Raw genomic sequence first — 22,296 nt, 5'->3', positions numbered from 1 at the left:
CAGGGCTGCGAGGGCTTCGACAGGCTCAGCCCGAACGGGGGCCTTTCAGGGATACAGCCCCCGCTCCTCGCGCGCCGTGAGGATGCGCTCGCAGGCCACGGCGAAGGTGGCGGTGCGCAGCGAGATGCGGTGCTGGTCGGCGGTGTCCCAGATGCGGCGCAGCGCGCCGATCATGATCTTCTCCAGCCGCACGTTGATCTCGTCCTCGGTCCAGAAGAAGCTGGAGAAGTCCTGCACCCACTCGAAGTAGCTCACCGTCACGCCGCCGGCGTTGCAGATCACGTCCGGCACCACCAGCACGCCGCGCTCGGCCAGCGTGTCGTCGCCCTCGGGCACCGTGGGGCCGTTGGCGCCTTCGAGCACCAGCTTCGCCTTGATGCGCTGGGCGCGGGCGCTGTCGATCTGCCCCTCCAGCGCGGCGGGGATGAGGATGTCGCAGTCCACGTCCCAGAAGCTCTCGTCGTCGATGACCTCCGCGCCGGTGAAGCCGGCGATGGAGCCCTGGCGCTGCACCATGGGCATCAGGTCGGCGAACTCGATGCCGCCGCCGTTGAAGATCGTCCCGGTGTGGTCCTGGATGGCGACGATCTTCGCCCCGGCCTGCACGAACAGCTCCGCCGCGGACGAGCCCACGTTGCCGAAGCCCTGCACCGCCACGCGCGCGCCGTCCAGCGGCAGGTTGATGCGCCGCGCCGCCTCGCGCCCGGTGACGAACACGCCGCGCCCGGTGGCCTTGACGCGTCCCAGGGAGCCGCCGAGGTGGATGGGCTTGCCCGTGACCACGCCGGTGGCGGTGGCGCCGGTGTTCATGGAGTAGGTGTCCATCATCCAGGCCATGACCTGGGCGTTGGTGTTGACGTCCGGCGCGGGGATGTCCTGCTGCGGGCCGATGATCAGCCCGATCTCGCTGGTGTAGCGGCGCGTCAGCCGCTCCAGCTCCTTGAGCGAGAGCTGCTTGGGCTCCACGCGCACGCCGCCCTTGGCGCCGCCGAAGGGCAGGTTGACGGCGGCGTTCTTGATCGACATCCATGCCGACAGCGCCATCACCTCCTCCAGCGTCACGGCCGGGTGGTAGCGCACGCCGCCCTTGCCGGGGCCGCGGCTGAGGTTGTGCTGCACGCGGTAGCCCTCGAAGTGCGCCACGGTGCCGTCATCGAGCTCGATGGGGATGTCCACGATCAGCGCGCGCTTGGGGCGCTTGAGCGTCTCGACCCAGCGCGCCAGGTGGCCCAGGTAGGGCGTCACGCGCTCCACCTGCGACAGGTAGGTGCCCCAGGGGCTGCCGGGCGTGGGATGCACGTAGGACAGGCTCGATGTCATGGGTTCTTCTCCTCTTTCTCGACGCGGGTCGTCGTCCAAGGCGGTCTCTTGCGGCCGTCCAGGCCACTGTAGGCCGGCGCGAGGCCAAAAGGCCGTGATCTCAGCCAAGCCGGCGCGCGTGCCGCGGGCAGGACGCGTGCCGGCCAGGCGCCCGCGGCGCGCCGCCTACACTTTCCGGATGAGCACAGTTGCATTCATCGGCGGCGGCAACATGGCCGGCGCCCTCATCGGCGGGCTGCTGCAGTCCGGTCGCCCGGCCTCTTCGATCCTGGTGGTGGAGCCCGTGGAGGCGCAGCGCGTGAAGCTGCTGCAGACCTTCGGCATCGTGGCGCTGCCCGCGGCGGCGCCGGCGCTGTCGCAGGCGCAGATCGTGGTCTGGGCCGTGAAGCCCCAGCTCTTCAAGGAAGCCGCCGCGCCCTGCGCCGGCCGCGTGAGCCAGGCGCTGCAGCTCAGCGTGATGGCGGGCATTCCCAGCGACGCCATCGTGCGCGCCACCGGCAGCGAGGCCGTGGTGCGCGCCATGCCCAACACGCCGGCGCTGATCGGCCAGGGCATCGCCGGCCTGTACGCGCGGGCGGCCGTGACCGAGGCGCAGAAGGCCGAGGTGGACGCGCTGCTGGCGCCCACCGGCCGCACGCTGTGGGTGCAGCAGGAGGCCGACCTCGACGCCGTCACGGCGCTTTCCGGCTCCGGCCCGGCCTACGTCTTCTACGTGGTGGAGGCCATGATGGCCGCGGCCGAGAAGATGGGCCTGAGCGCCGACCAGGGCCGCGAGCTGGCGCTGGCCACCGTGGCCGGCGCGGCGGCGCTGGCGCAGCAGTCCGACGAGAGCCCGGCCGTGCTGCGCGAGCGCGTCACCTCCAAGGGCGGCACCACCTACGCCGCGCTGAGCTCGCTGGAGAAGGACGGCGTGCGCGATGCCTTCGTGCGCGCGCTGCAGGCCGCGCAGGCTCGTGCCCGGGAGCTGGGCGACGAGTTCGGCCAGGCGTGAGCCTGGCGCTGCGGCGCTGGCAGCGGGCGCCGGGCTCGCTCACGGCCCGGCTCAAGGCACTGGGCGAGTGCTTCGAGGTGCTGACGCTGCGCCAGCGCGTCGCGCCGCTGCTGGCCGAAGAGAAGCGCGTGCTGGGCCCGGGCCGCTACCTGGTGCGCGAGGTGATCCTGAAGGTGGATGGTGAAGCGCTGGTGTGGGCGCGCAGCGTGGCCCCGGCGCGCTCGCTGGCCGGCCCCTGGCGCGCGCTGGCCGGCCTGGGCACGCGGCCGCTGGGGCAGCTGCTGTTCGACGATGCGCGCGTGGCGCGCTCGCCGCTGCGCCCGCACCGCCTGGGCCGCGGCGGTCCCGGGCACCGGCGCATCGCGCGCGACTGGCTCCAGGCCACCGGCGCGCCCTGGCCGGCCGGGGTGGCGCACGGGCGCAGCTCGGTGTTCGAGCGCCGGGGGGCGCGGCTGCGGGTGTTCGAGGCGTTTGCGCCGGGGCTGGCCTGCCGCGGCGCTGCCAAGCTCACTTCAAACCCGGGCTGGAAGTGAAGTCACCGTTCGCCCTGAGCCTGTCGAAGGGCCTGTAGGCCGGTTGTGCCGGGGGCTTCGACAAGCTCAGCCCGAACGGGTTTTCTTTCTGTGCCGAGAAAAACCGGCCTCAGAAGCCGTGCGGCTGGATGGTGAGATCGGCGTAGGCCGTGCGGGTCACGGCCTCGTTGAACTGCTCGATCAGCCAGCGGGTCTTGCGGTGCCAGCGCGGCACGTCCGAGCCCTGTTCCAGGTGCGTGTGCAGCGTCTGCGCGAACTGGCCGGCTTCCAGGCGGTGGTCCAGGCCGAGGAATGAAAAGCCGTTGCGCCGCAGGTGCGCGAACAGATCGATGCACATGGGCCCGTCCTCGCAGCGGGCCACCAGTTTCTTCACGGCCTCGATGGCGCCGCCGCCATTGACCTGCCAGTGGCGCACGTCCTGGCGCACGTCCTTGGACAGCACCACGCGGGGATATTCGGCCACTTCCTGTTCGAGCAGATAAGCGTCGATGAAAGCCGGCCCGAATACCAGGCCGGGTTTGCCTTCCTTGCCGCCTTCGTGAATGACGCTGCCCTTGGCAATGCCGCCGCGGCTCAGGTAACCCTTGGAGAGCCAATCGCGCGCCACGCACCACACGGCAAAGCACAGCATGTCCAGGCCTTCGGGCGTGTCGCGGCAGGAAATGACGACGAAATCCGAAAAGGTATTGACCCGCAAGTCCAGCGCATCGGCGCCGGTGCCGGATTGCCGGGCATAGTCCGCGCTGATGCCGGAGAAATCCAGGCTCATCGCGTTGAATATCGATTCCAGTGACTGCGGGCCCTTGCCGCCGCGGGCCGACTGCTTGATCAGCTCCTTGAAACCCAGGATGTCGATGAAGCCGACGTAGCGCGTCTCGTAGCGCACGCTCTTGGGCACGTCGTCCTCGCCCAGCTCCGCGTCCGGGACGGGATTGGCGAACTGGTGCCGGGGCAGGGTGAAGACGCCGGGCTTGCGCGGCTCCTCAGCGGCGACGGGCTGAATACCGTCCGGCTCAGCGGGCGACGATGGTCTTGAAATAGCTTTCGATCCGGTCGTTCCCGATCGTGCTGCTCTGGGTTTGTTCCTGGAAGACGGCATACCAAGGCCCGTTCGGATCGTGTGAGATGTTGATCAGCTCTCCGCCGCGCATGTCGCCCAATTGGTCCAGCACGTCCGAGATGGCTTTTCTCTCCACGGCCGCCCCTTCGGGCAGGCTGGGCCAGTATTTGATGAAGCCGTCTTCGGGCCGAATGCCGGACGTGCCGAAAACCTTCAGGTCGTGATAGAGGTCTTCGAGTACCGGGCCATATTTCCAGGCCTGGAAATCGTCCTTGACCAGCGGCCGGCCGTGCTGGGCCAACATCAGGCCGTGGCAGAAATACAGGAGCTTCTGCAGTTTCAAGTGTGTGAGCTCGATATTTCGCTCGGCCGCCATTTCTATCAGCGTGCGGGCAGCGGCTTTGGCGTCATGCATGTGGAGGCCTCGCGGCGGTGTGCAGTGCACTCTCCGGCGGCGCGGCGGTGGGTGTCAAGCCGTGCCGGCCGCCGGGCGAGCCGCCTTCAGCGCAGCGCCAGGTCCAGCACCGTGCCGGCGAACACCGTGAAGCCCAGCCAGTGGTTGAGGCGGAAGGCCTTGAAGCAGCCTTCGCGGGTGCGGTGGCGGATCAGCGTCCAGTGCCACGCCACCTGCGCCAGGGCGGCGGCGATGCCGGCCAGGAACCAGCCGCCCAGCCCCAGCAGCCACCCGATCCAGGCCCAGGACGCCAGGTGCACCAGGTAGAACAGCGTCACTCCGATCACGTCGAAGCGGCCCAGCGTCAGCGCCGAGGTCTTGATGCCGATGCGGATGTCGTCGTCGCGGTCGACCATCGCGTACTCGGTGTCGTAGGCCAGCACCCAGAACAGGTTCGACACCAGCAGCCCCCAGGCGTGCAGCGGCACGGCGTCCGCCACCGCGGCCGGGCCCCAGCCGGTGCCGCCCTGCACGGCCGAGAAGGCCATCGGGATGCCGAAGCTGAAGGCCACGCCCAGCACGGCCTGCGGCATGGACACCAGCCGCTTCGCATACGGGTAGGCGATGGCGATGGCCAGCGCGGCGAAGGACAGCGTGATGGTCGGCCCGTTGGTGGTGAGCACCAGGAAGAAGGCCAGCAGCGCCAGCGCCGCGCCCACCAGCAGTGCCTCGCGCGTGCCGATGGCGCCGCGCGTCACGGGGCGCTGGGCGGTGCGCTTGACGTGGCGGTCGAACTCCTGGTCCGCCACGTCGTTGACGCAGCAGCCGGCGCTGCGCATGAGGACGGTGCCGCCCACGTACACCGCCAGCAGGTGCCAGCCGGGGAAGCCGTCGGCCGCCATCCACATTGCGGACAGCGTGGGCCACAGCAGCAGCAGCCAGCCGGCGGGGCGGTTCCAGCGGATCAGGTCGAGGTACAGCGACAGGCGTGAGGGAGGCGATACGGCGTGCGTGCTCATGGCGGCGGATTGTCGCGCGCAGGCCCGCGCGGAACTCCGGCGCGTCGCCGCGGCTCCACGGCAGGTGCGCGCCGGGCCCCGCGCCTGCCCTGGGTCCACCGGGGCCGCACCTGAGGCAAGGGTGCGGCGCACGCTTTTGCCATCAAGGAGAACCGCCCATGTCCATCCGCGAGACCGACAGCCCCCAAGCCATGGCGCGCCTGATCGCGCTGCTGATCGTGGCCGACACCCGGCTCGACCCGCGCGAGCTGGCGATGCTCGACGAGCTGGACGCCTTCGGGCGCATCGGCATCGATCGCGCCGAGTTCATGCACGTGGCCGGCGAGCTGTGCGAGGAGCTGGGCGAGCGGCTGCAGCAGCGGCCGTGGCTGACGCTGTCGGAGCGGGCGCTGATGGAGGCCGAGCTGCAGGCCGTGCGCGACCCGGCCAAGCAGCGCCTGGTGGCGCGCCTGGGCGCCGCGGTGATCACCGCCGACGGCCGCGTGCAGGACAGCGAGCGCGTGCTCTTCGACCACCTGCTGCTGCGCTGGGGCCTCGCGCGCACGGACGTGAGCCAGGCGATCCGGGAGGATCAGCCGGGAAGGGATGCGTGAAGAGCTGACGCACCGGGGAGGCCCAATGGACCGCTCCCCGGCTTTTCAGGCTTGCGCCAGGCCGCGCCTGGTCAGGCCTCCAGCCGCTGCTGGAACATCAGCCCCGCGTGCTCGCGCAGCGCGTGGAACTTGATCTTGGGCCAGTTGTCCTGCATGGCGCGCAGCTCGCCGGCGTATTCCAGCAGCACGCAGGGCGCGTTCACGGCGTCGTAGGCCACGCGGTGCGCGTTGTGGTCGATGAAGCGCTGCAGTTCCTTGGCGCCGCCGTTTTCCTCCGGGCAGGTCACCCAGCGCGCCACGTTGTAGCGCACGGGCTGGATGCGCGCGCGCACGCCGTACTCGTGCTCCAGGCGGTGCGCCACCACCTCGAACTGCAGCTGGCCCACCGCGCCCAGCAGCAGCACCGAGCCGGCCGCCGGGCGGAAGACCTGGATCGCGCCTTCCTCACCCAGCTGCGTCAGGCCCGCGCGCAGCTGCTTGGTCTTGAGCGGATCGGCCACTTCCACCGCGCGGAACATTTCCGGCGCGAAGAAGGGCAGCCCGGTGAACTGCAGCGCCTCGCCCTCGGTGATGGTGTCGCCGAGCTGCAGCACGCCGTGGTTGGGGATGCCGATGATGTCGCCGGCAAAGGCCTCGTCCAGCAGCTCGCGGCGCTGCGACAGGAAGCTCACCACGGAGTTGGGACGCAGCTCCTTGCCCGAGCGCACCACCTTCAGCCGCATGCCGCGCTCGAAGTGGCCGCTGGCCACGCGCAGGAAGGCGATGCGGTCGCGGTGCGCCGGGTCCATGTTGGCCTGGATCTTGAACACCACGCCGCTGAACTTGGGCTCCTCGGGCTTCACCTCGCGCTGGATCGCCATGCGTGAGCCCGGCGCCGGCGCCAGCTCCACCAGCGCGTCCAGCACTTCCTTGACGCCGAAGTTGTTGATGGCCGAGCCGAAGAACATCGGCGTCTGGCGGCCGGCCAGGAACTCGTCCTCGTCGAAGGCGGGCGCGGCTTCCTGCACCAGCTCGATCTCGCCGGCGGCCTGCTCGTAGGACATGCCGAAGCGATCCGCCAGCACCGGGTTGTTGACGCCGTCGACGATCTCGTCGTCGTCGTGGTGGCGGTCCTCGCCGGGCGAGAACACGCGCATCTGGTCGCGGCGCAGGTCCAGCACGCCGCCGAAGTGCTTGGCCATGCCCACCGGCCAGGTGAACGGCACCACGCCCATGCCCAGCTCGCGCTCGATCTCGTCCATCAGCGCCAGCGGCTCCTGCACCTCGCGGTCCATCTTGTTCACGAAGGTCAGGATGGGCGTGTTGCGCGCGCGGCAGACCTGCAGCAGGCGGCGGGTCTGCGGCTCCACGCCGTTGGCCGCGTCGATGACCATCAGCGCCGCGTCCACGGCGGTGAGCACGCGGTAGGTGTCTTCGGAGAAGTCCTGGTGGCCCGGGGTGTCGAGCAGGTTGATCACGCAGTCCCGGTATTCCATCTGCATGACCGAGGAGGCCACCGAGATGCCGCGCTGCTTCTCGATCTCCATCCAGTCCGAGGTGGCGTGGCGGCTGGCCTTGCGCGCTTTGACCGAGCCGGCGATCTGGATCGCGCCCGAGAACAGCAGCAGCTTCTCGGTCAGCGTGGTCTTGCCGGCGTCGGGGTGGGAAATGATGGCGAAGGTGCGGCGGCGGCGCACCTGGGAGAGGAGGTCGGCGGACATGCGGCTCGCGGCCGCAAACCCGACCGCTCGTTGGAGGAGGAAAACCCTCGATTATCGCGGGCCCCGCCCGGGCGAGCCGGCCGGGCGGGCTTTGCCGCGGCACCGGCGCCGTGCACTCGTGCCGGTGCGGGCCGCGGCGGCGTGGCGGCTTACTCCTCCAGCAGCGAGCGCAGCATCCAGGCAGTCTGCTCGTGCACCGTCAGGCGCTGCGTCAGCAGGTCGGCCGTGGGCTCGTCGCCGGCTTCCTCGGCCTTGGGGAACAGCTCGCGCGCGGTGCGGGCCACGGCCTCGTGGCCTTCCACCAGAAGCCGCACCATCTCCAGCGCCTTGGGCGGCTGGCCCGGGGCGTCGCCCACCGTGGCGTTCTGGCCGAACTGGGCGTAGGAGCCCTGCGCCGTGTGGCCCAGCGCGCGGATGCGCTCGGCGATCGGGTCCACCGCGTTCCACAGCTCCGTGTACTGCGCCATGAACATGGTGTGCAGCGTGTTGAACATCGGGCCCGTGACGTTCCAGTGGAAGTTGTGGGTCTTCAGGTACAGCGTGAAGGTGTCGGCCAGCAGCTTGTTCAAACCGCCGGCGATGGCGGCGCGATGCTCTTCACTGATGCCGATGTTGATGGGCGAGGGCATGCGTTTCTCCTTGTGGCTGTGAGTGGACGGACTGCTGAGGGGATGGGGGCGGGAGCGGGGCGGCGCCATCGGCGCGGACCCCGCGTGCTGCCGGTCAGGCGCCGCGCGTCAGCAAGGGCAGTGCCTGTGCCAGGCCGTGCAGCGCGCCCGTCACGAATATGGCCCATCCCGCAAGGCGGCGGACCCGGGGAAGGTCAAGGCGGCCCGGCACAGTGCCCATGGCGGACGCCCACGCACCTGGCGTGCCGGCACCCGGGGTGCCGAGAGCGGTGCTGGGCTGGTTCATGGGCTTCCTTCCTCGTCTTCGAATCCGGCAGCGCCGGGATGAGGCAAAGAATAGTGCCTGGCTATCTGTTGAGCTATTTGAATAGCTCAAACGCGGCGATAGCCCCAGCCCCCGGCTGGGTCGTTCACTCGCTCAGCAGCGTCACGCCTTCCAGCTGGCAGGCGTAGACCGCGTTGCGCAGCGCGGCGATGGCCTCGTAGCGCGTGAAGGTGCGCCGCCAGGCCAGCACCACGCGGCGCGAGGGCACGGGCGGCTCGAAGGGGATGTACTTGACGAAGGGCTGCGGCTCGCGCGGCACGGAGAGCTTGGGCACGACGGTGATGCCCATGCCCGAGGCCACCATGTGCTTGATGGTCTCCAGCGAGCTGCCTTCGAAGCTCTTGCGGATGCCCTCGGTGTTGCTGGAGAAGCGCGCGAACTCCGGGCAGACCTCCAGCACGTGGTCGCGGAAGCAATGGCCGGTGCCCAGCAGCAGCATGGTTTCCTGCTTGAGCTCCTCGGCGCCGATGGCCTTGCGCTGCGCCAGCGGATGCGCCTGGGGCACGGCCACGACGAAAGGCTCGTCGTACAGCGGCGCCAGCGCCAGCCCGGTGTCGGGAAAGGGCTCGGCCATGATGGCGCAGTCGAGCTCGCCGGTGCGCAGCATCTCCAGCAGCTTCACCGTGAAGTTCTCCTGCAGGATCAGCGGCATCTGCGGCGTGTGCTCGATGGCATGGCGCACCAGCTCCGGCAGCAGGTACGGGCCGATGGTGTAGATGATCCCCAGGCGCAGCGGGCCGCTGAGCGGGTCCTTGCCGCGGCGCGCGATCTCCTTGATGGCCGCGGCCTGTTCGAGCACGGACTGGGCCTGGCGGATGATGTCCTCGCCCAGGGGCGTGACGCTGACCTCGTTGCTGCCACGCTCGAAGAGCTTGACGTCGAGCTCTTCCTCCAGCTTCTTGATGGCCACCGACAGGGTCGGCTGGGACACGAAACAGGCTTCGGCGGCGCGACCGAAATGTTTCTCCCGGGCCACCGCCACGATGTAACGCAGTTCGGTCAGGGTCATCCGGGGATTGTGCTCAAATCCCGCCCCGCCCGCGCGAGCCGCGCCGGCACGGAGTGAAACCATGGACCGCAAGCCCTTGACCCTGCACCGATTGCGCGAGCTCTATGCCACCGGCGAGAAGCTCACGATGCTCACCTGCTACGACGCCGTCTTCGCCCAGGTGCTCGACGCCGCGGGCGTGGAGATCCTGCTGGTGGGCGATTCGTTGGGCATGGTGCTGCAGGGCCACGACAGCCCGCTGCCCACGACGCTGGAGGAGATGGCCTACCACACGCGCTGCGTGGCGCGCGGCAACCGCAGCGCCTGGATCGTGGCGGACATGCCCTTCGGCAGCTACTACGAGACCGTCGAGCAGGGCGTGCGCAGCGCCGCGGCGCTGATGCAGGCCGGCGCGCACATGATCAAGCTCGAAGGCGGCGGCTGGACCGTGCCGCTGGTGCGCGCGCTGGTGGAGCGCGGCATCCCGGTGTGCGGCCACCTGGGCCTGACGCCGCAGTCGGTGCACGCGCTGGGTGGCTGGCGCGTGCAGGGCCGCAGCGACGAGGCCGCCGCCACGCTCAAGCGCCACGCGCAGGAGCTGGCGCAGGCCGGCGCTGCGATGATCGTGCTGGAGCTGGTGCCCGCGGCGCTGGCGCGCGAGATCACGGCTGAGCTGCCCATCCCCACCATCGGCATCGGCGCCGGCGCGGGCTGCAGCGGCCAGGTGCTGGTGCTGCACGACATGCTCGACATCACGCCGGGGAAGAAGGCGCGTTTCGTGCGCAACTTCATGGAAGGCGCGCCTGGCATCGACGCCGCCGTGCGCAGCTACGTCAGCGAGGTCAAGGCCGGGCGCTTCCCGGACGACCGGCTGCACAGCCGATAAACAAGAAACGACTTCAAGGGAGCCTGGCACGCCATGCAAGTGCTGCACCGTATCGCTGACCTGCGCGCCGCCCTGGCGCAAGGTCCCCGTCCGGCCTTCGTGCCGACCATGGGCAACCTGCACGAGGGCCACCTGGCGCTGGTGCGCCAGGCCAAGGCCTCGGGCCGCCCGGTGGTGGCCAGCATCTTCGTCAACCGGCTGCAGTTCGGCCCCAACGAGGACTTCGACCGCTACCCGCGCACCTTCGAAGCCGATTGCGAACTGCTCAAGGCCGAGGGCTGCGACATCGTGTTCGCACCGGACGAGGCGGAGCTGTACCCCGAGCCGCAGAGCTACAAGGTGCAGCCGCCGGCCGAGCTGGCCGACATCCTGGAAGGCCACTTCCGCCCGGGCTTCTTCACCGGCGTGTGCACGGTGGTGCTGAAGCTCTTCAACATCGTGCAGCCCGCGGCGGCCTACTTCGGCAAGAAGGACTACCAGCAGCAGCTGGTGATCAAGTCGATGGTGCGGCAGCTGGCGCTGCCGGTGGAGATCGTGGCCGGCGAGACCTGCCGCGCCGCCGACGGCCTGGCGCTGTCCTCACGCAACGGCTACCTGAGCCCGGCCGAGCGCGCCGAGGCGGTGGAGCTGCACCGGCTGCTGGACTCGGTGGCGCGCGCCGTGCGCGACAGCGGCAGCGACGCGCACACGCTGGAGCGCGAGGCGCTGGCCGCGCTGCAGCGCCGCGGCTGGCAGCCCGACTACGTGGTCATCCGCCGCCAGGCCGACCTGCTGGAGCCGCAGGGCCTGCAGGAGCCCATGGTGGTCCTGGCCGCGGCCAAGCTGGGCAAGACGCGGCTGATCGACAACGTGGAGATCTGAGACCGCGCCGGGCGCGTCGACACGCGCCTCACGCCTTCAGGAACTCCGCCTTGCTCCCCAGCCAGCGCGCCACGTGCGCCTGCGCGGCGTCGGGGAACTGGTCGAGCAGCTTCGGCGCCACGCGCCGCGCGCGCTCCAGCAGCGCGGTGTCGTGCAGCAGGTCGGCAAAGCGCAACAGGGCATCGCCGCTCTGGCGCGCGCCCATGAACTCGCCGGGGCCGCGGATTTCCAGGTCGCGGCGGGCGATCTCGAACCCGTCCGTCGTCTCCGCCATGGCCCGCAGCCGCGACTTGCCCGTCTGCGACAGCGGCCCGGTGTAGAGCAGCACGCACACGCTGGCCACCGCGCCGCGGCCCACGCGGCCGCGCAGCTGGTGCAGCTGGCTCAGGCCGAAGCGCTCGGCGTGCTCGATCACCATCAGGCTGGCGTTGGGCACGTCCACGCCCACCTCGATCACCGTGGTCGCCACCAGCAGCCCCATCTGCCCGGCGGAGAACTCCGCCATCACGGCCGCCTTCTCCGCCGCGGGCATGCGCCCGTGCAGCAGCCCCACCTTCACCCCCGGCAGCGCGGCCTGCAGCTCGGCATGCGCCTCGGTGGCGTTGCGCAGGTCCAGCGTCTCGCTTTCCTCGATCAGCGGCAGCACCCAGTAGGCTTGGCGGCCGTTGGCCACCTCGTCGGCGATGCGCGCGATCACCTCCTCACGCCGGGTGTCGGCGAACACCTTGGTCACGATCGGCGAGCGCCCCGGCGGCAGCTCGTCGATGGTGCTCACGTCCAGGTCCGCGTAATAGGTCATCGCCAGCGTGCGCGGGATGGGCGTGGCGCTCATCATCAGCAGGTGCGGCTCCAGCGCCTCGTGCGCCAGCTTCTTGCGCAGCTCCAGCCGCTGCGCCACGCCGAAGCGGTGCTGCTCGTCCACGATGGCCAGGCCCAGCCGGGCGAAATGCACGTCCTGCTGGATCACCGCGTGCGTGCCGACGATGAGCTTCGCCTCGCCGCTGCCCACGCGCTCCACCATCTGCTGGCGCGCCTTGCCCTTGCGGCTGCCGGTGAGCCAGGCGATGCCCACGCCCAGCGGCTCCAGCCACTGCACCAGCTTGCGGAAATGCTGCTCGGCCAGGATCTCGGTCGGCGCCATCAGCGCGCACTGCCAGCCGGCATCCATGGCGACGGCCGCCGCCAGCGCCGCCACCACCGTCTTGCCCGAGCCCACGTCGCCCTGCAGCAGCCGGTGCATGGGCTGCGTGAGCGCGAGGTCGGCGGCGATCTCGTCCACCACCCGCTGCTGCGCGCCAGTCAGGCCGAAGGGCAGCTGCGCCAGCAGCTGCTCGCGCAGGCCGTCCGCGCGCGCCACCAGCCCGGGCGCCTGCAGCTTGGCGCGCTCGCGCTGCGCCTGCAGCTGGCTGATCTGCTGCGCCAGCAGCTCCTCGAACTTCAGCCGCTGCCAGGCCGGGTGGCTGTGGTCCTCCAGCGTGGCCATGCTCACGTCGGGCGTCGGGTGGTGCAGGAAGTCCAGCGCCTGCCGCAGCGTGGGCAGCCCGGCGGGCAGCACCTGCGGCGGCAGCAGCTCGTTGAGCGGCGCGCGGCCCAGCGCGGACACCACGGCCTTGCGCAGGTAGGCCTGCGGCAGCTGCGCGCTGGCCGGGTAGACGGGCGTGAGCGATGTTGCCAGCGGCGTGCCGGGCTCCACGGCGCGGAACACCGGGTGCACCATCTCGCGCCCGAAGAAGCCGCCGCGCACCTCGCCGCGCACGCGCACGCGCGTGCCGGGCGCCAGCGTCTTCTGCTGCGCGGCGTAGAAGTGGATGAAGCGCAGCGTCAGCTCGCCGCTGCCGTCGGACAGCCGCACCACGAGCTGGCGGCGCGGGTGCAGCTCCACCTGCGCCTGCCGCACCACGCCTTCGACCTGCACGTTGTCGCCCTCGCGGGCGTGGGCGATGGGGGTGATGCGCGTCTCGTCCTCGTAGCGCAGCGGCAGGTGCAGCGCCACGTCGATGTCGCGCACCAACCCCAGCTTGAGCATGGCCTTGGCCGCCGGGCTGGCCGTACGCCCAGAAGCGGCAGGGCGTTGCGGCAAAGGTACGGTCTCGGTGGCAAGGGGCATGGAACAATTCTGCCTTCTGTTCCACGGACCTCTTCCAGGCCGGTACAGCCTGCGCCATGACCACCTACACCCTCAGCGATTTCGATTTCCATCTCCCGCCGGAGCTCATCGCCCAGCACCCGGCGGCCGAGCGCAGCGCCTCGCGCCTGCTCGACGGCCGCGGCACCTTCCCGGTGGACCGCGTGTTCCGGGACCTGCCCGGGCTGCTGCGCAGCGGCGACCTGCTGGTCTTCAACGACACGCGTGTGATCAAGGCCCGCCTCTACGGCGAGAAGCCCACCGGCGGCTCGGTGGAGGCGCTGGTCGAGCGCCTGCTGCCCGGCAACGAGGTGCTGGCCCACCTGCGCGCGAGCAAGTCGCCCAAGCCGGGCGGCACGGTCCGCTTCGGCGACGACCCGGCCCAGGGCTTCGACGCCGAGGTGCTCGGCCGCAGCGGCGTGGACGGCTCGCTGTTCCACCTGCGCTTCCCCGAGGACCCGCTGGTGCTGCTGGAGCGCTTCGGCCACGTGCCGCTGCCGCCCTACATCACGCATGCCGACGCGGCCGAGGATGCGCAGCGCTACCAGACGGTGTTCGCCGCGCGCCCCGGCGCGGTGGCCGCGCCCACCGCCTCGCTGCACTTCGACGACGGCGTGCTGCAGGCGCTGCGCGAGCGCGGTGTGAAGAGCGCCAGCGTCACGCTGCACGTGGGCGCGGGCACCTTCCAGCCCGTGCGCAGCGAGAACCTGGCCGAGCACCGCATGCACAGCGAGTGGTTCGAGGTCAGCGACGCGACGGTGGCGGCCATCGAGGCCACGCACGCCGCGGGCGGGCGCGTCATCGCCGCCGGCACCACCACGCTGCGCGCGCTGGAGTCCGCCGCGTGCGGCGGCCGGCTCGAAGCCGGCGCCCGCGACACGGACATCTTCATCACCCCGGGCTTCCAGTTCCGCGTGGTGGACCTGCTGGTCACGAACTTCCACCTGCCCAAGAGCACGCTGATGATGCTGGTGAGCGCCTTCAGCGGCCACGAGCACGTGCGCGCCCTCTACCGCCACGCGGTGGAGGCGCGCTACCGCTTCTTCAGCTACGGCGACGCGATGCTGCTGGAGCGCCGCGGCCCGGGCGCCCGTCCACGACGCCTGCCGCCGCGGTTGCACGCGCAACCGGCCTTGCCCGCTTCTTGCATGCTGCTCCGCCCTGGAGCAGCACCGTGTTTTTCGCCCGCTCCAGCTGCTCCACTCTGGCAAAAGCGCTATGGCTATTGACGGTTGTCAAATGGCGCTCTCTTGCGCTGGCTACTGTGAGGCCATTCATCAACGCAAGAGGGGTTTTCCATGAGCAAGCAAGCACTGTGTGTGTTGGCCGGTCTGGTCGTGGCTTCCACGGCGGCTTTCGCTGCCGACGGCAAGGACGACGCCATGCTGCAGCTCGCGAGCAAGAGCGGCTGCATGACCTGCCACAACATCGAGCCCGGTGCCAAGGGCCCGGAAGGCATGGCGCCCATCGGCCCGGCCTGGAAGGACGTGTCGGCCAAGTACAAGGGCGTCAAGGGCGCCGAGGAGCAGCTCACCCGTACCGTGCTGCAGGGCTCCAATCCTTATGAGAGCCACTGGAAGGGCAAGGTGTCGGGCCTGGCCATGCCGCCCAACCACGTCGCCATCAAGGACGCCGACGCCAAGCAGCTGGTGAAGTGGATCCTGGCGCTCGACGCCAAGAAGTGATCCGTACTCGCGCCGCGGCTGCCTGAACCCGGCAGCCCACGCCGCCGCCCCGGCCGTGCCCCAGTGCACGCCGGGGCGGCGGCGCTTTAGGCCCCCGGCGCCGGCCGGATGGCGGGGCTGCGGGACAATTCCCGCATGTTGAAATTCGAACTGCTCAAGACCGATGGCCGCGCGCGGCGCGGCCGCCTCACGCTCAACCACGGCGTGGTGGAGACGCCCATCTTCATGCCGGTGGGCACCTACGGCACCGTCAAGGGCGTGCTGCCGGCCTCTCTGGAGGAGATGGGCGCCCAGATCATCCTGGGCAACACCTTCCACCTGTGGATGCGCCCGGGCCTGGACGTGGTGCAGTCCTTCGGCGGGCTGCACCGCTTCGAGGGCTGGAACCGGCCCATCCTCACCGACAGCGGCGGCTTCCAGGTCTGGAGCCTGGGCGAGATGCGCAAAATCACCGAGGAGGGCGTGAAGTTCGCCTCGCCGGTCAACGGCGACAAGCTCTTCCTCACGCCCGAGGTCAGCATGCAGATCCAGACGGTGCTGAACTCGGACATCGTGATGCAGTTCGACGAGTGCACGCCCTACGAGACCAAGGGCCACCTCACGACCGAGGCCGAGGCCAAGTCCTCGATGGAGCTGAGCCTGCGCTGGGCGCGGCGCTGCCTCACCGAGTTCCAGCGCCTGGAGAACCCCAACGCGCTGTTCGGCATCGTGCAGGGCGGCATGTTCGAGCACCTGCGCGAGGCGTCGCTGGCCTCGCTGGTGGAGCTGGACCTGCCCGGCTACGCCATCGGCGGCGTGAGCGTGGGCGAGCCCAAGGCCGAGATGCAGCGCATCGTGGCGCACACGCCGCACCGGCTGCCGGCGCACAAGCCGCGCTACCTGATGGGCGTGGGCACGCCCGAGGATCTGGTGGACGGCGTGGCCAACGGCGTGGACCTGTTCGACTGCGTGATGCCCACCCGCAACGCGCGCAACGGCCACCTCTTCACGCGCTTCGGCGACCTGAAGATCCGCAACGCCCGCCACCGCGCCGACCAGCGCCCGCTGGACGAGACCTGCGGTTGCCACACCTGCCGCAACTTCAGCCGCGCCTACCTGCACCACCTCGACCGCTGCGGCGAGATGCTGGGGCCCATGCTCACCAGCATCCACAACCTGCATTACTACCTGAACCTGATGCGCGAGGTGCGCGAGTCGCTGGACGCCGGCACCTTCGAGCAGTTCAAGCAGCAGTTCGCCGCCGACCGCGCGCGCGGGGTGTGATGCAGGCGGGCCGGCCCGCTGCCGCCGTCGCGGCAGCGCCGGCTCACCAGAACTGCCAGTTCCCCGTCGCCGCCACCCACGCGCCCAGCGCGCCGTTGGTCACGGCGTGGGCGATGACGGCGTTCCACAGCCGCCCGGTGCGCGCGTACAGCAGCGCGTAGGCCAGGCCGGCGACGATGGCCGCCAGCCACAGCGTGTGGGCCAGCATGAACAGCGCAGTAGAAATGAGCACCGCGCGCAGCCCCACCCGGCGCGGGTCCACGCCCTCGAAGGCCGGCTGCGCCAGCCAGCGCATCAGGAAGCCGCGCCAGAACAGCTCCTCCATCACCGGCACCAGCAGCGCCGCGCCCAGCGTCCTGACGGCGACCAGCGCCCAGTCCGGCTGCCCGGCGCCGTCCAGCGGCACGAAGGCGGCGGAGGGCTCGCCGATCTGCATCCAGGGCGCGTCGAGGTGGATCCACAGGCCGAACACCAGCAGGCCCACGGCCACCGCCAGCAGCGCCTCGCGCAGGGGCGGGCGATCGCGCAGCTCGGCGTACTCGCGCCGCCACAGCCACAGCAGGCCGCCCACCAGCGGCAGGTTCAGGGCATAGAGCCAGCGCGCGTCGGTCCAGCCGTGGTCGGCCGCGGCGCCGCGCAGCGCCAGCAGCAGCATGAAAAGGCCAAAGGGTGCGCAGCGCACGAGCGCGGCGCGCCGGGGCATCCAGGCGACGGTGTTCATGGCGGCGGAGTATCGGCGCGCCGGCTCCCGAGGCCGGCTCCGCCGCCGCCCGGCCCGGCGCTCAGCTCCCGATCACCCCGCCGTCCTCGCGCCGCACCACCACCGTGGCCGAGCGCGGGCGACCGCCGAAGGGCCAGCGCGAGAAGCGGTTGATGTCCGCCGGGTCGCTGATGTCGCTGGGCGGCTCGCCGGGGTGCTGGATGTTCACGAACAGCGTGCGGCCGTCGGGCGCGAAGGTCGCGCCGGTGATCTCGCAGTTCACCGGCCCGGTCAGGAAGCGCCGCACCTCGCCCGTGCCCACGTCGCAGGCCAGCATCTGGTTGTTGCCCAGCCGCGCGAACTCGCCCTGGCGCATGACGCCGGCGGACACGTCGGTCTGGATCCACAGCACGCCGCGCGGGTCGAAGCACAGCCCGTCCGGGCAGCCGAAGGCGTCGCCCCGCACGTCGCCGCGCGCCTCGGCCCGCGTGTTGGCCGGGTCGCCGGCCAGCAGCAGGTGGCGCCAGGCGAAGGTTTCGCCGTCGAAGTCGCCGTCCTCGCGCCAGCGCAGCACCTGGCCCATGGCGTTGTGGGCGCGCGGGTTGGCGGCGTCCGGGCCCGGCTTGCCGGCCTTGCCGCGGTCGGTGTTGTTGGTGAGGCTGCAGAACACCTCGCCGGTGGCGGGATGGATCGCCATCCACTCCGGACGGTCCAGCCTGGTGGCGCCCAGGAGGTCGCTGGCCTGGCGGGTCTTGACCAGCACCTCGCCCTGGTCCGCAAAGCCGTTGGCCGCCGTGAGCGGCCCCTGGCCGTGCACCAGCGGCAGCCAGCGCCCGCGCCCTTCGGCGTCGAAGTGCGCCACGTAGAGCGTGCCGTGGTCCAGCAGCTCGCGATTGGCCTGCGCGGCGCTGAGGCCGTCGCGGGCGGGCTGCACCCGGTCGCGGCTGACGAACTTGTAGAGGTACTCGAAGCGCGCGTCCTCGCCCGAATACACCGCCGCGCGGCCGTCGCGCGTGAGCGCCACCCAGGCGCCCTCGTGCGCGGCGCGGCCCAGGGCGGTGCGCTTCACGGGCGGGCTGGCGGGGTCCGCCGGGTCCAGCTCCACGATCCAGCCGAAGCGGTTGGCTTCGTTGGGATGCTTCACGGCGTCGAAGCGGTCGTTGTGCGCGGCCCAGCGCGTGAAACCCTGTGCCGGCAGGCCCCAGCGCTTCTGGTGCGGGTCCGGGTTCGGGCCCGCGTCGAAATAGAAGGCGAAGTTCTCCTCGCCGCTGAGCACGGTGCCCCAGGGCGTGCGGCCCATGGCGCAGTTGGCGAAAGTGCCCAGCACGCGGGCGCCCTGCGGGTCGGCCGCGGTGCGCAGCAGCGCATGGCCGGCGGCCGGGCCGCCCACGGCGCAGGGCGTGCGCGCGGTGATACGGCGCGCGAAGCGGCTGGGCCGCACCAGCTGCCAGCCGTCGCCGCGCAGCTCGATCTCCGCCACCGACAGGCCGTGCGCCGCCTGGCTCTTCGCCACCTTCTCGGCTGTCCAGGGCGTGGGCCCGTCCGGGTGCAGCAGGCCCTCGTCGGTGTACTCGTGGTTCGTCACCAGCAGGCCGCGCCGGCCGTCGGGCTGCAGCGGCAGGAACTGCATGCCGTCGTGGTGCATGCCGAACTGCAGCGCCTGCTCGGCGGCATCGGCGGAGGCGTCCTCGCGCCAGGGCGGCATCGCCGCGCCGGCGATGCCCACCGGCTCGCCCCAGGCGGTGAGCACCTGCGCGCGGTAGCCCGGCGGCACGGTGACGGTGTCGGCCTCGCTGGGCGGGACGCTGCGGAAGCCCAGCAGCGGCGTGGCGCTGGAGGACGTCGCCGCCGGCGCGGCGCAGCCTGCCAGCGGACCCAGCAGGGCGGCCAGCGCCGCGCCCAGGCCGCCCTGCAGCAGCTCGCGCCGCGAGGAGTTCAGCTCATGGATGGAGGGGTTCGAGGAGGCGTTGCTGTCTTCCAGCGGATGGCGCATGGCTGCTGCTCGTGAGGCTCGTGAAGGCCGGTGGAATGAAAAACGGGCGCTGTCGCGCCCGGGTGCCTGGAGATTGGAGGCTCAGACCGCCTGCTGCTCGATGCTGAAGCGCGCGCCGTCGTACTGGCCGAGCTTGTTCACCAGCACGGGCAGGCACTGCGCCAGGTCGTCGTGCAGCGTCCAGGGCGGGTTGATGACGAACATGCCGCTGCCGGTCATGCCGAAGCCGTCGGGCCCGGACTCGGCCACGCTCAAGCTGACGTTGAGCCAGCCCTTGGGCGCCGCGGCCGCCGCGGCGGTCAGCCGCTTGGGCAGCTGCGCCGCCTCCACCAGCTGCAGCTGCGGGTACCAGACCAGGATCACGCACTGCGCGAAGCGCTGCAGCGCGTCGCGCACCGCGTGCACCACCTTGCCGTAGTCGGTCTTGAGCTCGTAGGAGGGGTCGATCAGCAGCACGCCGCGGCGCGAGGGCGGGGGCAGCTCGCGGGTGATGGCGGCGAAGCCGTCGCTCATGTCCACCTGCGTGTGCGGCCGGGTGGCGAGGAAGGACTCCAGGATGCGGAAGTCGGTGGGGTGCAGCTCGTACAGGCGCAGCCGGTCCGTCTCGCGCAGCAGGCGCTGCGCGATGGCGGGCGAGCCGGGGTACTGCACGAGCTTGCCGCCGTCGTTGAAGTCGCGCACCAGCTGCACGTAGTCGGCCAGCGGCGCGGGCAGGCCGGAGGCCTCGTTCCACAGCGGCCGGATGCCGGTTTCAAACTCGTCCTTCTTGTGGGCGTAGCGGCCCTGCAGCGAGTAGCCGCCGGCGCCGGCGTGGGTGTCGACCAGCGTGTAGGGCTTGTCCTTCTCGTTCATGTAGCGCAGCACCTGGGCGAGTACCAGGTGCTTGAGGACATCGGCGTGGTTGCCGGCGTGGAAGGCGTGTCGATAGGCAAGCATGCGCGGCACTGTAGCCGCTGCCCCCTGGGGCCTTGCGCCGGCAGGGGCAGCGTGCCGGCATTGATTCGCTTAGGCTGCGAACTTTTCTCGTTCAGTACACCCATTACAAATGCCCAGCCTGTTCGATCCCATCCACATCGGTGACATCGCCCTGGACACCCGCGTCGTCATGGCGCCGCTGACGCGCAACCGCGCGCCCGGCCAGGTGCCCAACGCGCTGATGGTCGAGTACTACGCGCAGCGCGCCCAGCCGGCCACCGGCGCCGGGCTGATCGTCACCGAGGCCAGTCCCATCTGCGAGTTCGGCCACGGCTACCTCGACACCCCGGGCATCTACACGCCCGAGCAGGTCGCGGGCTGGAAGAAGGTGACGGACGCGGTGCACGCGCGCGGCGGGCGCATCGTGATCCAGCTCTGGCACGTGGGCCGCATCTCGCACGTGTCGCTGCTGCCGGGCGGGCAGCCGCCGGTGTCCTCCACCGCGCGCGCGGCCCAGACCAAGACCTACACCGCCAAGGGCTTCGAGCCCGTGAGCGCACCGCGGGCGCTGGCCACCGCGGAAATCCCGGGCGTCGTCGCGGCCTACCGCCACGCGGCGCGCTGCGCGATGGAGGCCGGCTTCGACGGCGTGGAGATCCACGCCGCCAACGGCTACCTGATCGAGCAGTTCCTGCGCGACAGCTGCAACGACCGCACTGACCAATATGGCGGCCCGATCGAGAACCGCACCCGGCTGCTGCGCGAGGTGGTGCAGGCGGTCACCGACGAGATCGGCGGCGGACGCACCGGCCTGCGCCTGAGCCCGGTGACGCCGGCCAACGACATCGGCCAGGACAGCAACCCGCAGGCGCTGTACGAGGCCGCGCTGGCGCAGCTGGAGCCGTACAACCTGGCCTTCGTGCACGTGGTGGAAGGCGCCACCGGCGGGGCGCGAGACGTGGCGCCCTTCGACTACGCCGCGCTGCGCCGCCAGACCCGGGCGGCCTGGATGGTCAACAACGGCTACGACCGCCGCATGGCCGTCGAGGTGGTGTCCAGTGGCGCCGCCGACCTGGTGGCCTTCGGAAAGCCCTTCATCGCCAATCCTGACCTGGGCCTGCGCCTGCAGCGCGGCGCGCCGCTGAATCCGCTGGACACCGCCACGCTCTACGGCGGCGGGGCGCGCGGCTACATCGACTACCCGAAGCTGCCGGCCTGAGTGCCATGGCAGCGGCTCGTTGGGTGCGCAGTCCCGGCACCTGGGGACGGGCGCTGCTGACATTGGCGCTGGCCGCCGCGGCCGCGCTGCTGTGCGAGCAGCTGCGCGTGCCGCTGGCCTGGACGCTGGGGCCGCTGCTGGCCACGGCGATAGCCTGTTCGGCCGGGGCGCGGCTGCGCGTCTCGCCCGTGCTGCGCAACGCCGGGCAATGGGCCATCGGCACCGCGCTGGGCCTGCACTTCACGCCGCTGGTGCTGCAGCAGCTGCCGCGCCTGGCACCGGCGCTGCTGGTCGGCGTGCTGTGGGCGCTGTTCATGGGCGCGCTGTTCTACCGGGTGCTGCTGCGCAGCGGCGCGCCGGACCGTGCCACCGCTTTCTTTGCCGCGGCCATCGGCGGCGCCTCCGAGATGGCGGTGCTGGCCGAGCGCCACGGCGGGCGCGTGGACCGCGTGGCCGCGGCGCATTCGCTGCGGGTGCTGATCGTGGTGGTGGCCGTGCCCTGGGGGCTGCAGGCGGCGGGCTTCCATCCGCTGGAGGCCCGCGCCGGCGCGGCAGAGCTGCCGCTGCCGTTGCTGGGGCTGCTGTGCGCGGCGACGCTGGCCGGGGCGCTGGTCGCGCGGCGCCTGGGCAGCCCGAACCCGTGGGTGTTGGGCGCACTGCTGGTGGGCCTGGCCCTGGTGGGCAGCGGACTGCTGCCCGAGGCGGTGCTGCCGCATGCCATGACCAACGCGGCGCAGCTGCTCATCGGGGTGTCGCTGGGCACGCGCTTCACGCCGGAGTTCCTGCACGCTGCGCCGCGCTGGCTGGGCACGGTGGCGGCGGGGACGCTGGCCATGCTGGCGGCGTCGGCCGGCTTTGCCTGGCTGCTGGCCTGGGCTGCGGGCCTGGCGCCGGCGGCCGTGCTGCTGGGCAACTCGCCCGGCGGCATGGCGGAGATGTGCATCACGGCCCAGGTGCTGCAGCTGGGCGTGCCGCTGGTCACGGCCTTTCACGTGGTGCGCTACGTCGCGGTGCTGGTGTTGACCGGGCCGCTGTACCGCTGGGAGGCGCGGCGCCAGGCGCTGCGGTCGCTGCCCTTGGCCGGCCGCTGAAGGTGA

The 22,296-nt window shown here is 71.2% G+C and carries 22 protein-coding genes; 10 read left to right on the top strand and 12 right to left on the bottom strand.

The annotated features are described in order from the left end of the window. Window positions 1-45 precede the first annotated feature (45 nt). Window positions 46-1,320 (bottom strand): Glu/Leu/Phe/Val family dehydrogenase, encoded by a 1,275-nt coding sequence (locus H537_RS0134660; protein ID WP_029001545.1) that lies wholly within the window; start codon window positions 1,318-1,320, stop codon window positions 46-48. Between the two features lie 178 nt (window positions 1,321-1,498). On the opposite strand from H537_RS0134660, the gene proC reads away from it, so the two are divergent. Both proC and H537_RS50015 read left to right on the top strand, forming a co-directional pair. Further along, entirely contained in the window at window positions 1,499-2,311 is an 813-nt protein-coding gene (gene proC, locus H537_RS0134655; RefSeq protein WP_029001544.1) for a pyrroline-5-carboxylate reductase, read from the top strand. Continuing rightward, window positions 2,308-2,844, top strand: a complete 537-nt coding sequence (locus H537_RS50015; RefSeq protein WP_051244265.1) for a chorismate--pyruvate lyase family protein — start codon at window positions 2,308-2,310, stop codon at window positions 2,842-2,844. The genes proC and H537_RS50015 overlap by 4 nt, the downstream gene beginning before the upstream one ends. Window positions 2,845-2,953: 109 nt before the next feature. Here the strand turns inward: H537_RS50015 and H537_RS50010 are convergent, their stop codons facing one another. The 3 genes from H537_RS50010 to ubiA all read right to left on the bottom strand — a co-directional run bounded on the left by H537_RS50010 (window position 2,954) and on the right by ubiA (window position 5,317). Beyond that, the gene (locus H537_RS50010; RefSeq protein WP_051244262.1) at window positions 2,954-3,742 is read right to left on the bottom strand and encodes a hypothetical protein; all 789 of its coding nucleotides are present in this window, start codon (window positions 3,740-3,742) and stop codon (window positions 2,954-2,956) included. Between the two features lie 115 nt (window positions 3,743-3,857). Continuing rightward, window positions 3,858-4,319, bottom strand: a complete 462-nt coding sequence (locus H537_RS47250) for a Panacea domain-containing protein (protein WP_084151188.1) — start codon at window positions 4,317-4,319, stop codon at window positions 3,858-3,860. A gap of 86 nt (window positions 4,320-4,405) precedes the next feature. Next, complete coding sequence (ubiA, locus tag H537_RS0134635; protein ID WP_029001543.1) at window positions 4,406-5,317, bottom strand: 4-hydroxybenzoate octaprenyltransferase; 912 nt, start codon at window positions 5,315-5,317, stop codon at window positions 4,406-4,408. A gap of 158 nt (window positions 5,318-5,475) precedes the next feature. Between ubiA and H537_RS47245 the strand changes: the two genes are divergently transcribed. Continuing rightward, window positions 5,476-5,910, top strand: coding sequence for a hypothetical protein (locus H537_RS47245; RefSeq protein WP_051244255.1), 435 nt, complete (start codon window positions 5,476-5,478; stop codon window positions 5,908-5,910). Between the two features lie 71 nt (window positions 5,911-5,981). On the opposite strand, the gene H537_RS0134625 is transcribed toward H537_RS47245, so the two are convergent. The 4 genes from H537_RS0134625 to H537_RS0134610 form a co-directional block, all read right to left on the bottom strand. After that, on the bottom strand, window positions 5,982-7,610 hold the full coding sequence (locus tag H537_RS0134625; protein ID WP_029001542.1) for a peptide chain release factor 3: 1,629 nt from the start codon (window positions 7,608-7,610) through the stop codon (window positions 5,982-5,984). Window positions 7,611-7,759: 149 nt separating this feature from the next. Then, window positions 7,760-8,239: a Dps family protein gene (locus H537_RS0134620; RefSeq protein WP_029001541.1), complete on the bottom strand. Its 480-nt coding sequence runs from the start codon at window positions 8,237-8,239 to the stop codon at window positions 7,760-7,762. A gap of 94 nt (window positions 8,240-8,333) precedes the next feature. After that, window positions 8,334-8,525, bottom strand: coding sequence for a hypothetical protein (locus H537_RS0134615; protein ID WP_029001540.1), 192 nt, complete (start codon window positions 8,523-8,525; stop codon window positions 8,334-8,336). Window positions 8,526-8,649: 124 nt separating this feature from the next. After that, complete coding sequence (locus H537_RS0134610; protein ID WP_029001539.1) at window positions 8,650-9,573, bottom strand: LysR substrate-binding domain-containing protein; 924 nt, start codon at window positions 9,571-9,573, stop codon at window positions 8,650-8,652. A 61-nt stretch (window positions 9,574-9,634) separates the two neighbouring features. Between H537_RS0134610 and panB the strand changes: the two genes are divergently transcribed. Both panB and panC read left to right on the top strand, forming a co-directional pair. Beyond that, entirely contained in the window at window positions 9,635-10,438 is an 804-nt protein-coding gene (panB, locus tag H537_RS0134605; protein ID WP_051244252.1) for a 3-methyl-2-oxobutanoate hydroxymethyltransferase, read from the top strand. Window positions 10,439-10,471: 33 nt separating this feature from the next. After that, on the top strand, window positions 10,472-11,299 hold the full coding sequence (gene panC, locus H537_RS0134600) for a pantoate--beta-alanine ligase (protein WP_029001537.1): 828 nt from the start codon (window positions 10,472-10,474) through the stop codon (window positions 11,297-11,299). Window positions 11,300-11,327: 28 nt separating this feature from the next. On the opposite strand, the gene recG is transcribed toward panC, so the two are convergent. Next, complete coding sequence (gene recG, locus H537_RS0134595) at window positions 11,328-13,406, bottom strand: ATP-dependent DNA helicase RecG (RefSeq protein ID WP_084151186.1); 2,079 nt, start codon at window positions 13,404-13,406, stop codon at window positions 11,328-11,330. 56 nt (window positions 13,407-13,462) lie between these two features. Here recG and queA point away from each other — a divergent pair, with 56 nt between their 5' ends. The 3 genes from queA to tgt all read left to right on the top strand — a co-directional run bounded on the left by queA (window position 13,463) and on the right by tgt (window position 16,372). Beyond that, window positions 13,463-14,653, top strand: a complete 1,191-nt coding sequence (gene queA, locus H537_RS47240; RefSeq protein ID WP_084151185.1) for a tRNA preQ1(34) S-adenosylmethionine ribosyltransferase-isomerase QueA — start codon at window positions 13,463-13,465, stop codon at window positions 14,651-14,653. A gap of 69 nt (window positions 14,654-14,722) precedes the next feature. Then, window positions 14,723-15,109: a c-type cytochrome gene (locus H537_RS0134585; RefSeq protein WP_029001535.1), complete on the top strand. Its 387-nt coding sequence runs from the start codon at window positions 14,723-14,725 to the stop codon at window positions 15,107-15,109. A gap of 135 nt (window positions 15,110-15,244) precedes the next feature. Then, entirely contained in the window at window positions 15,245-16,372 is a 1,128-nt protein-coding gene (gene tgt, locus H537_RS0134580; RefSeq protein WP_029001534.1) for a tRNA guanosine(34) transglycosylase Tgt, read from the top strand. Window positions 16,373-16,415: 43 nt separating this feature from the next. Here tgt and H537_RS0134575 read toward each other — a convergent pair whose 3' ends face one another. The 3 genes from H537_RS0134575 to H537_RS0134565 form a co-directional block, all read right to left on the bottom strand. Then, on the bottom strand, window positions 16,416-17,093 hold the full coding sequence (locus tag H537_RS0134575; protein WP_238446918.1) for a CAAX prenyl protease-related protein: 678 nt from the start codon (window positions 17,091-17,093) through the stop codon (window positions 16,416-16,418). Window positions 17,094-17,154: 61 nt separating this feature from the next. Then, complete coding sequence (locus H537_RS0134570) at window positions 17,155-19,065, bottom strand: PhoX family protein (protein ID WP_043461417.1); 1,911 nt, start codon at window positions 19,063-19,065, stop codon at window positions 17,155-17,157. Between the two features lie 81 nt (window positions 19,066-19,146). Then, window positions 19,147-20,001: a 23S rRNA (adenine(2030)-N(6))-methyltransferase RlmJ gene (locus H537_RS0134565; protein ID WP_029001531.1), complete on the bottom strand. Its 855-nt coding sequence runs from the start codon at window positions 19,999-20,001 to the stop codon at window positions 19,147-19,149. A gap of 109 nt (window positions 20,002-20,110) precedes the next feature. Here H537_RS0134565 and H537_RS0134560 point away from each other — a divergent pair, with 109 nt between their 5' ends. Continuing rightward, complete coding sequence (locus H537_RS0134560; RefSeq protein WP_029001530.1) at window positions 20,111-21,199, top strand: alkene reductase; 1,089 nt, start codon at window positions 20,111-20,113, stop codon at window positions 21,197-21,199. 5 nt (window positions 21,200-21,204) lie between these two features. Then, window positions 21,205-22,290, top strand: a complete 1,086-nt coding sequence (locus H537_RS0134555) for an AbrB family transcriptional regulator (RefSeq protein ID WP_051244249.1) — start codon at window positions 21,205-21,207, stop codon at window positions 22,288-22,290. Window positions 22,291-22,296 lie beyond the last annotated feature (6 nt).

Source organism: Azohydromonas australica DSM 1124 (assembly GCF_000430725.1).
Lineage (GTDB): Bacteria > Pseudomonadota > Gammaproteobacteria > Burkholderiales > Burkholderiaceae_C > Azohydromonas > Azohydromonas australica.
This window is presented reverse-complemented; position numbering and strand designations above follow the sequence as displayed.

Excerpts from the sequence above, each read along its gene's own strand:
- H537_RS0134565 (WP_029001531.1), bottom strand. The coding sequence starts at position 20,001 with ATGCTTGCCTATCGACACGCCTTCCACGCCGGCAACCACGCCGATGTC.
- H537_RS47250 (WP_084151188.1), bottom strand. The coding sequence starts at position 4,319 with ATGCATGACGCCAAAGCCGCTGCCCGCACGCTGATAGAAATGGCGGCC.
- queA (WP_084151185.1), top strand. The coding sequence starts at position 13,463 with ATGACCACCTACACCCTCAGCGATTTCGATTTCCATCTCCCGCCGGAG.
- H537_RS0134560 (WP_029001530.1), top strand. The coding sequence starts at position 20,111 with ATGCCCAGCCTGTTCGATCCCATCCACATCGGTGACATCGCCCTGGAC.
- H537_RS0134570 (WP_043461417.1), bottom strand. The coding sequence starts at position 19,065 with ATGCGCCATCCGCTGGAAGACAGCAACGCCTCCTCGAACCCCTCCATC.
- H537_RS0134555 (WP_051244249.1), top strand. The coding sequence starts at position 21,205 with ATGGCAGCGGCTCGTTGGGTGCGCAGTCCCGGCACCTGGGGACGGGCG.
- proC (WP_029001544.1), top strand. The coding sequence starts at position 1,499 with ATGAGCACAGTTGCATTCATCGGCGGCGGCAACATGGCCGGCGCCCTC.
- panB (WP_051244252.1), top strand. The coding sequence starts at position 9,635 with ATGGACCGCAAGCCCTTGACCCTGCACCGATTGCGCGAGCTCTATGCC.
- H537_RS0134610 (WP_029001539.1), bottom strand. The coding sequence starts at position 9,573 with ATGACCCTGACCGAACTGCGTTACATCGTGGCGGTGGCCCGGGAGAAA.
- H537_RS0134620 (WP_029001541.1), bottom strand. The coding sequence starts at position 8,239 with ATGCCCTCGCCCATCAACATCGGCATCAGTGAAGAGCATCGCGCCGCC.
- H537_RS0134585 (WP_029001535.1), top strand. The coding sequence starts at position 14,723 with ATGAGCAAGCAAGCACTGTGTGTGTTGGCCGGTCTGGTCGTGGCTTCC.
- recG (WP_084151186.1), bottom strand. The coding sequence starts at position 13,406 with ATGCCCCTTGCCACCGAGACCGTACCTTTGCCGCAACGCCCTGCCGCT.
- panC (WP_029001537.1), top strand. The coding sequence starts at position 10,472 with ATGCAAGTGCTGCACCGTATCGCTGACCTGCGCGCCGCCCTGGCGCAA.
- H537_RS0134615 (WP_029001540.1), bottom strand. The coding sequence starts at position 8,525 with ATGAACCAGCCCAGCACCGCTCTCGGCACCCCGGGTGCCGGCACGCCA.
- H537_RS0134660 (WP_029001545.1), bottom strand. The coding sequence starts at position 1,320 with ATGACATCGAGCCTGTCCTACGTGCATCCCACGCCCGGCAGCCCCTGG.
- H537_RS0134575 (WP_238446918.1), bottom strand. The coding sequence starts at position 17,093 with ATGAACACCGTCGCCTGGATGCCCCGGCGCGCCGCGCTCGTGCGCTGC.
- tgt (WP_029001534.1), top strand. The coding sequence starts at position 15,245 with ATGTTGAAATTCGAACTGCTCAAGACCGATGGCCGCGCGCGGCGCGGC.
- H537_RS47245 (WP_051244255.1), top strand. The coding sequence starts at position 5,476 with ATGTCCATCCGCGAGACCGACAGCCCCCAAGCCATGGCGCGCCTGATC.
- ubiA (WP_029001543.1), bottom strand. The coding sequence starts at position 5,317 with ATGAGCACGCACGCCGTATCGCCTCCCTCACGCCTGTCGCTGTACCTC.
- H537_RS0134625 (WP_029001542.1), bottom strand. The coding sequence starts at position 7,610 with ATGTCCGCCGACCTCCTCTCCCAGGTGCGCCGCCGCCGCACCTTCGCC.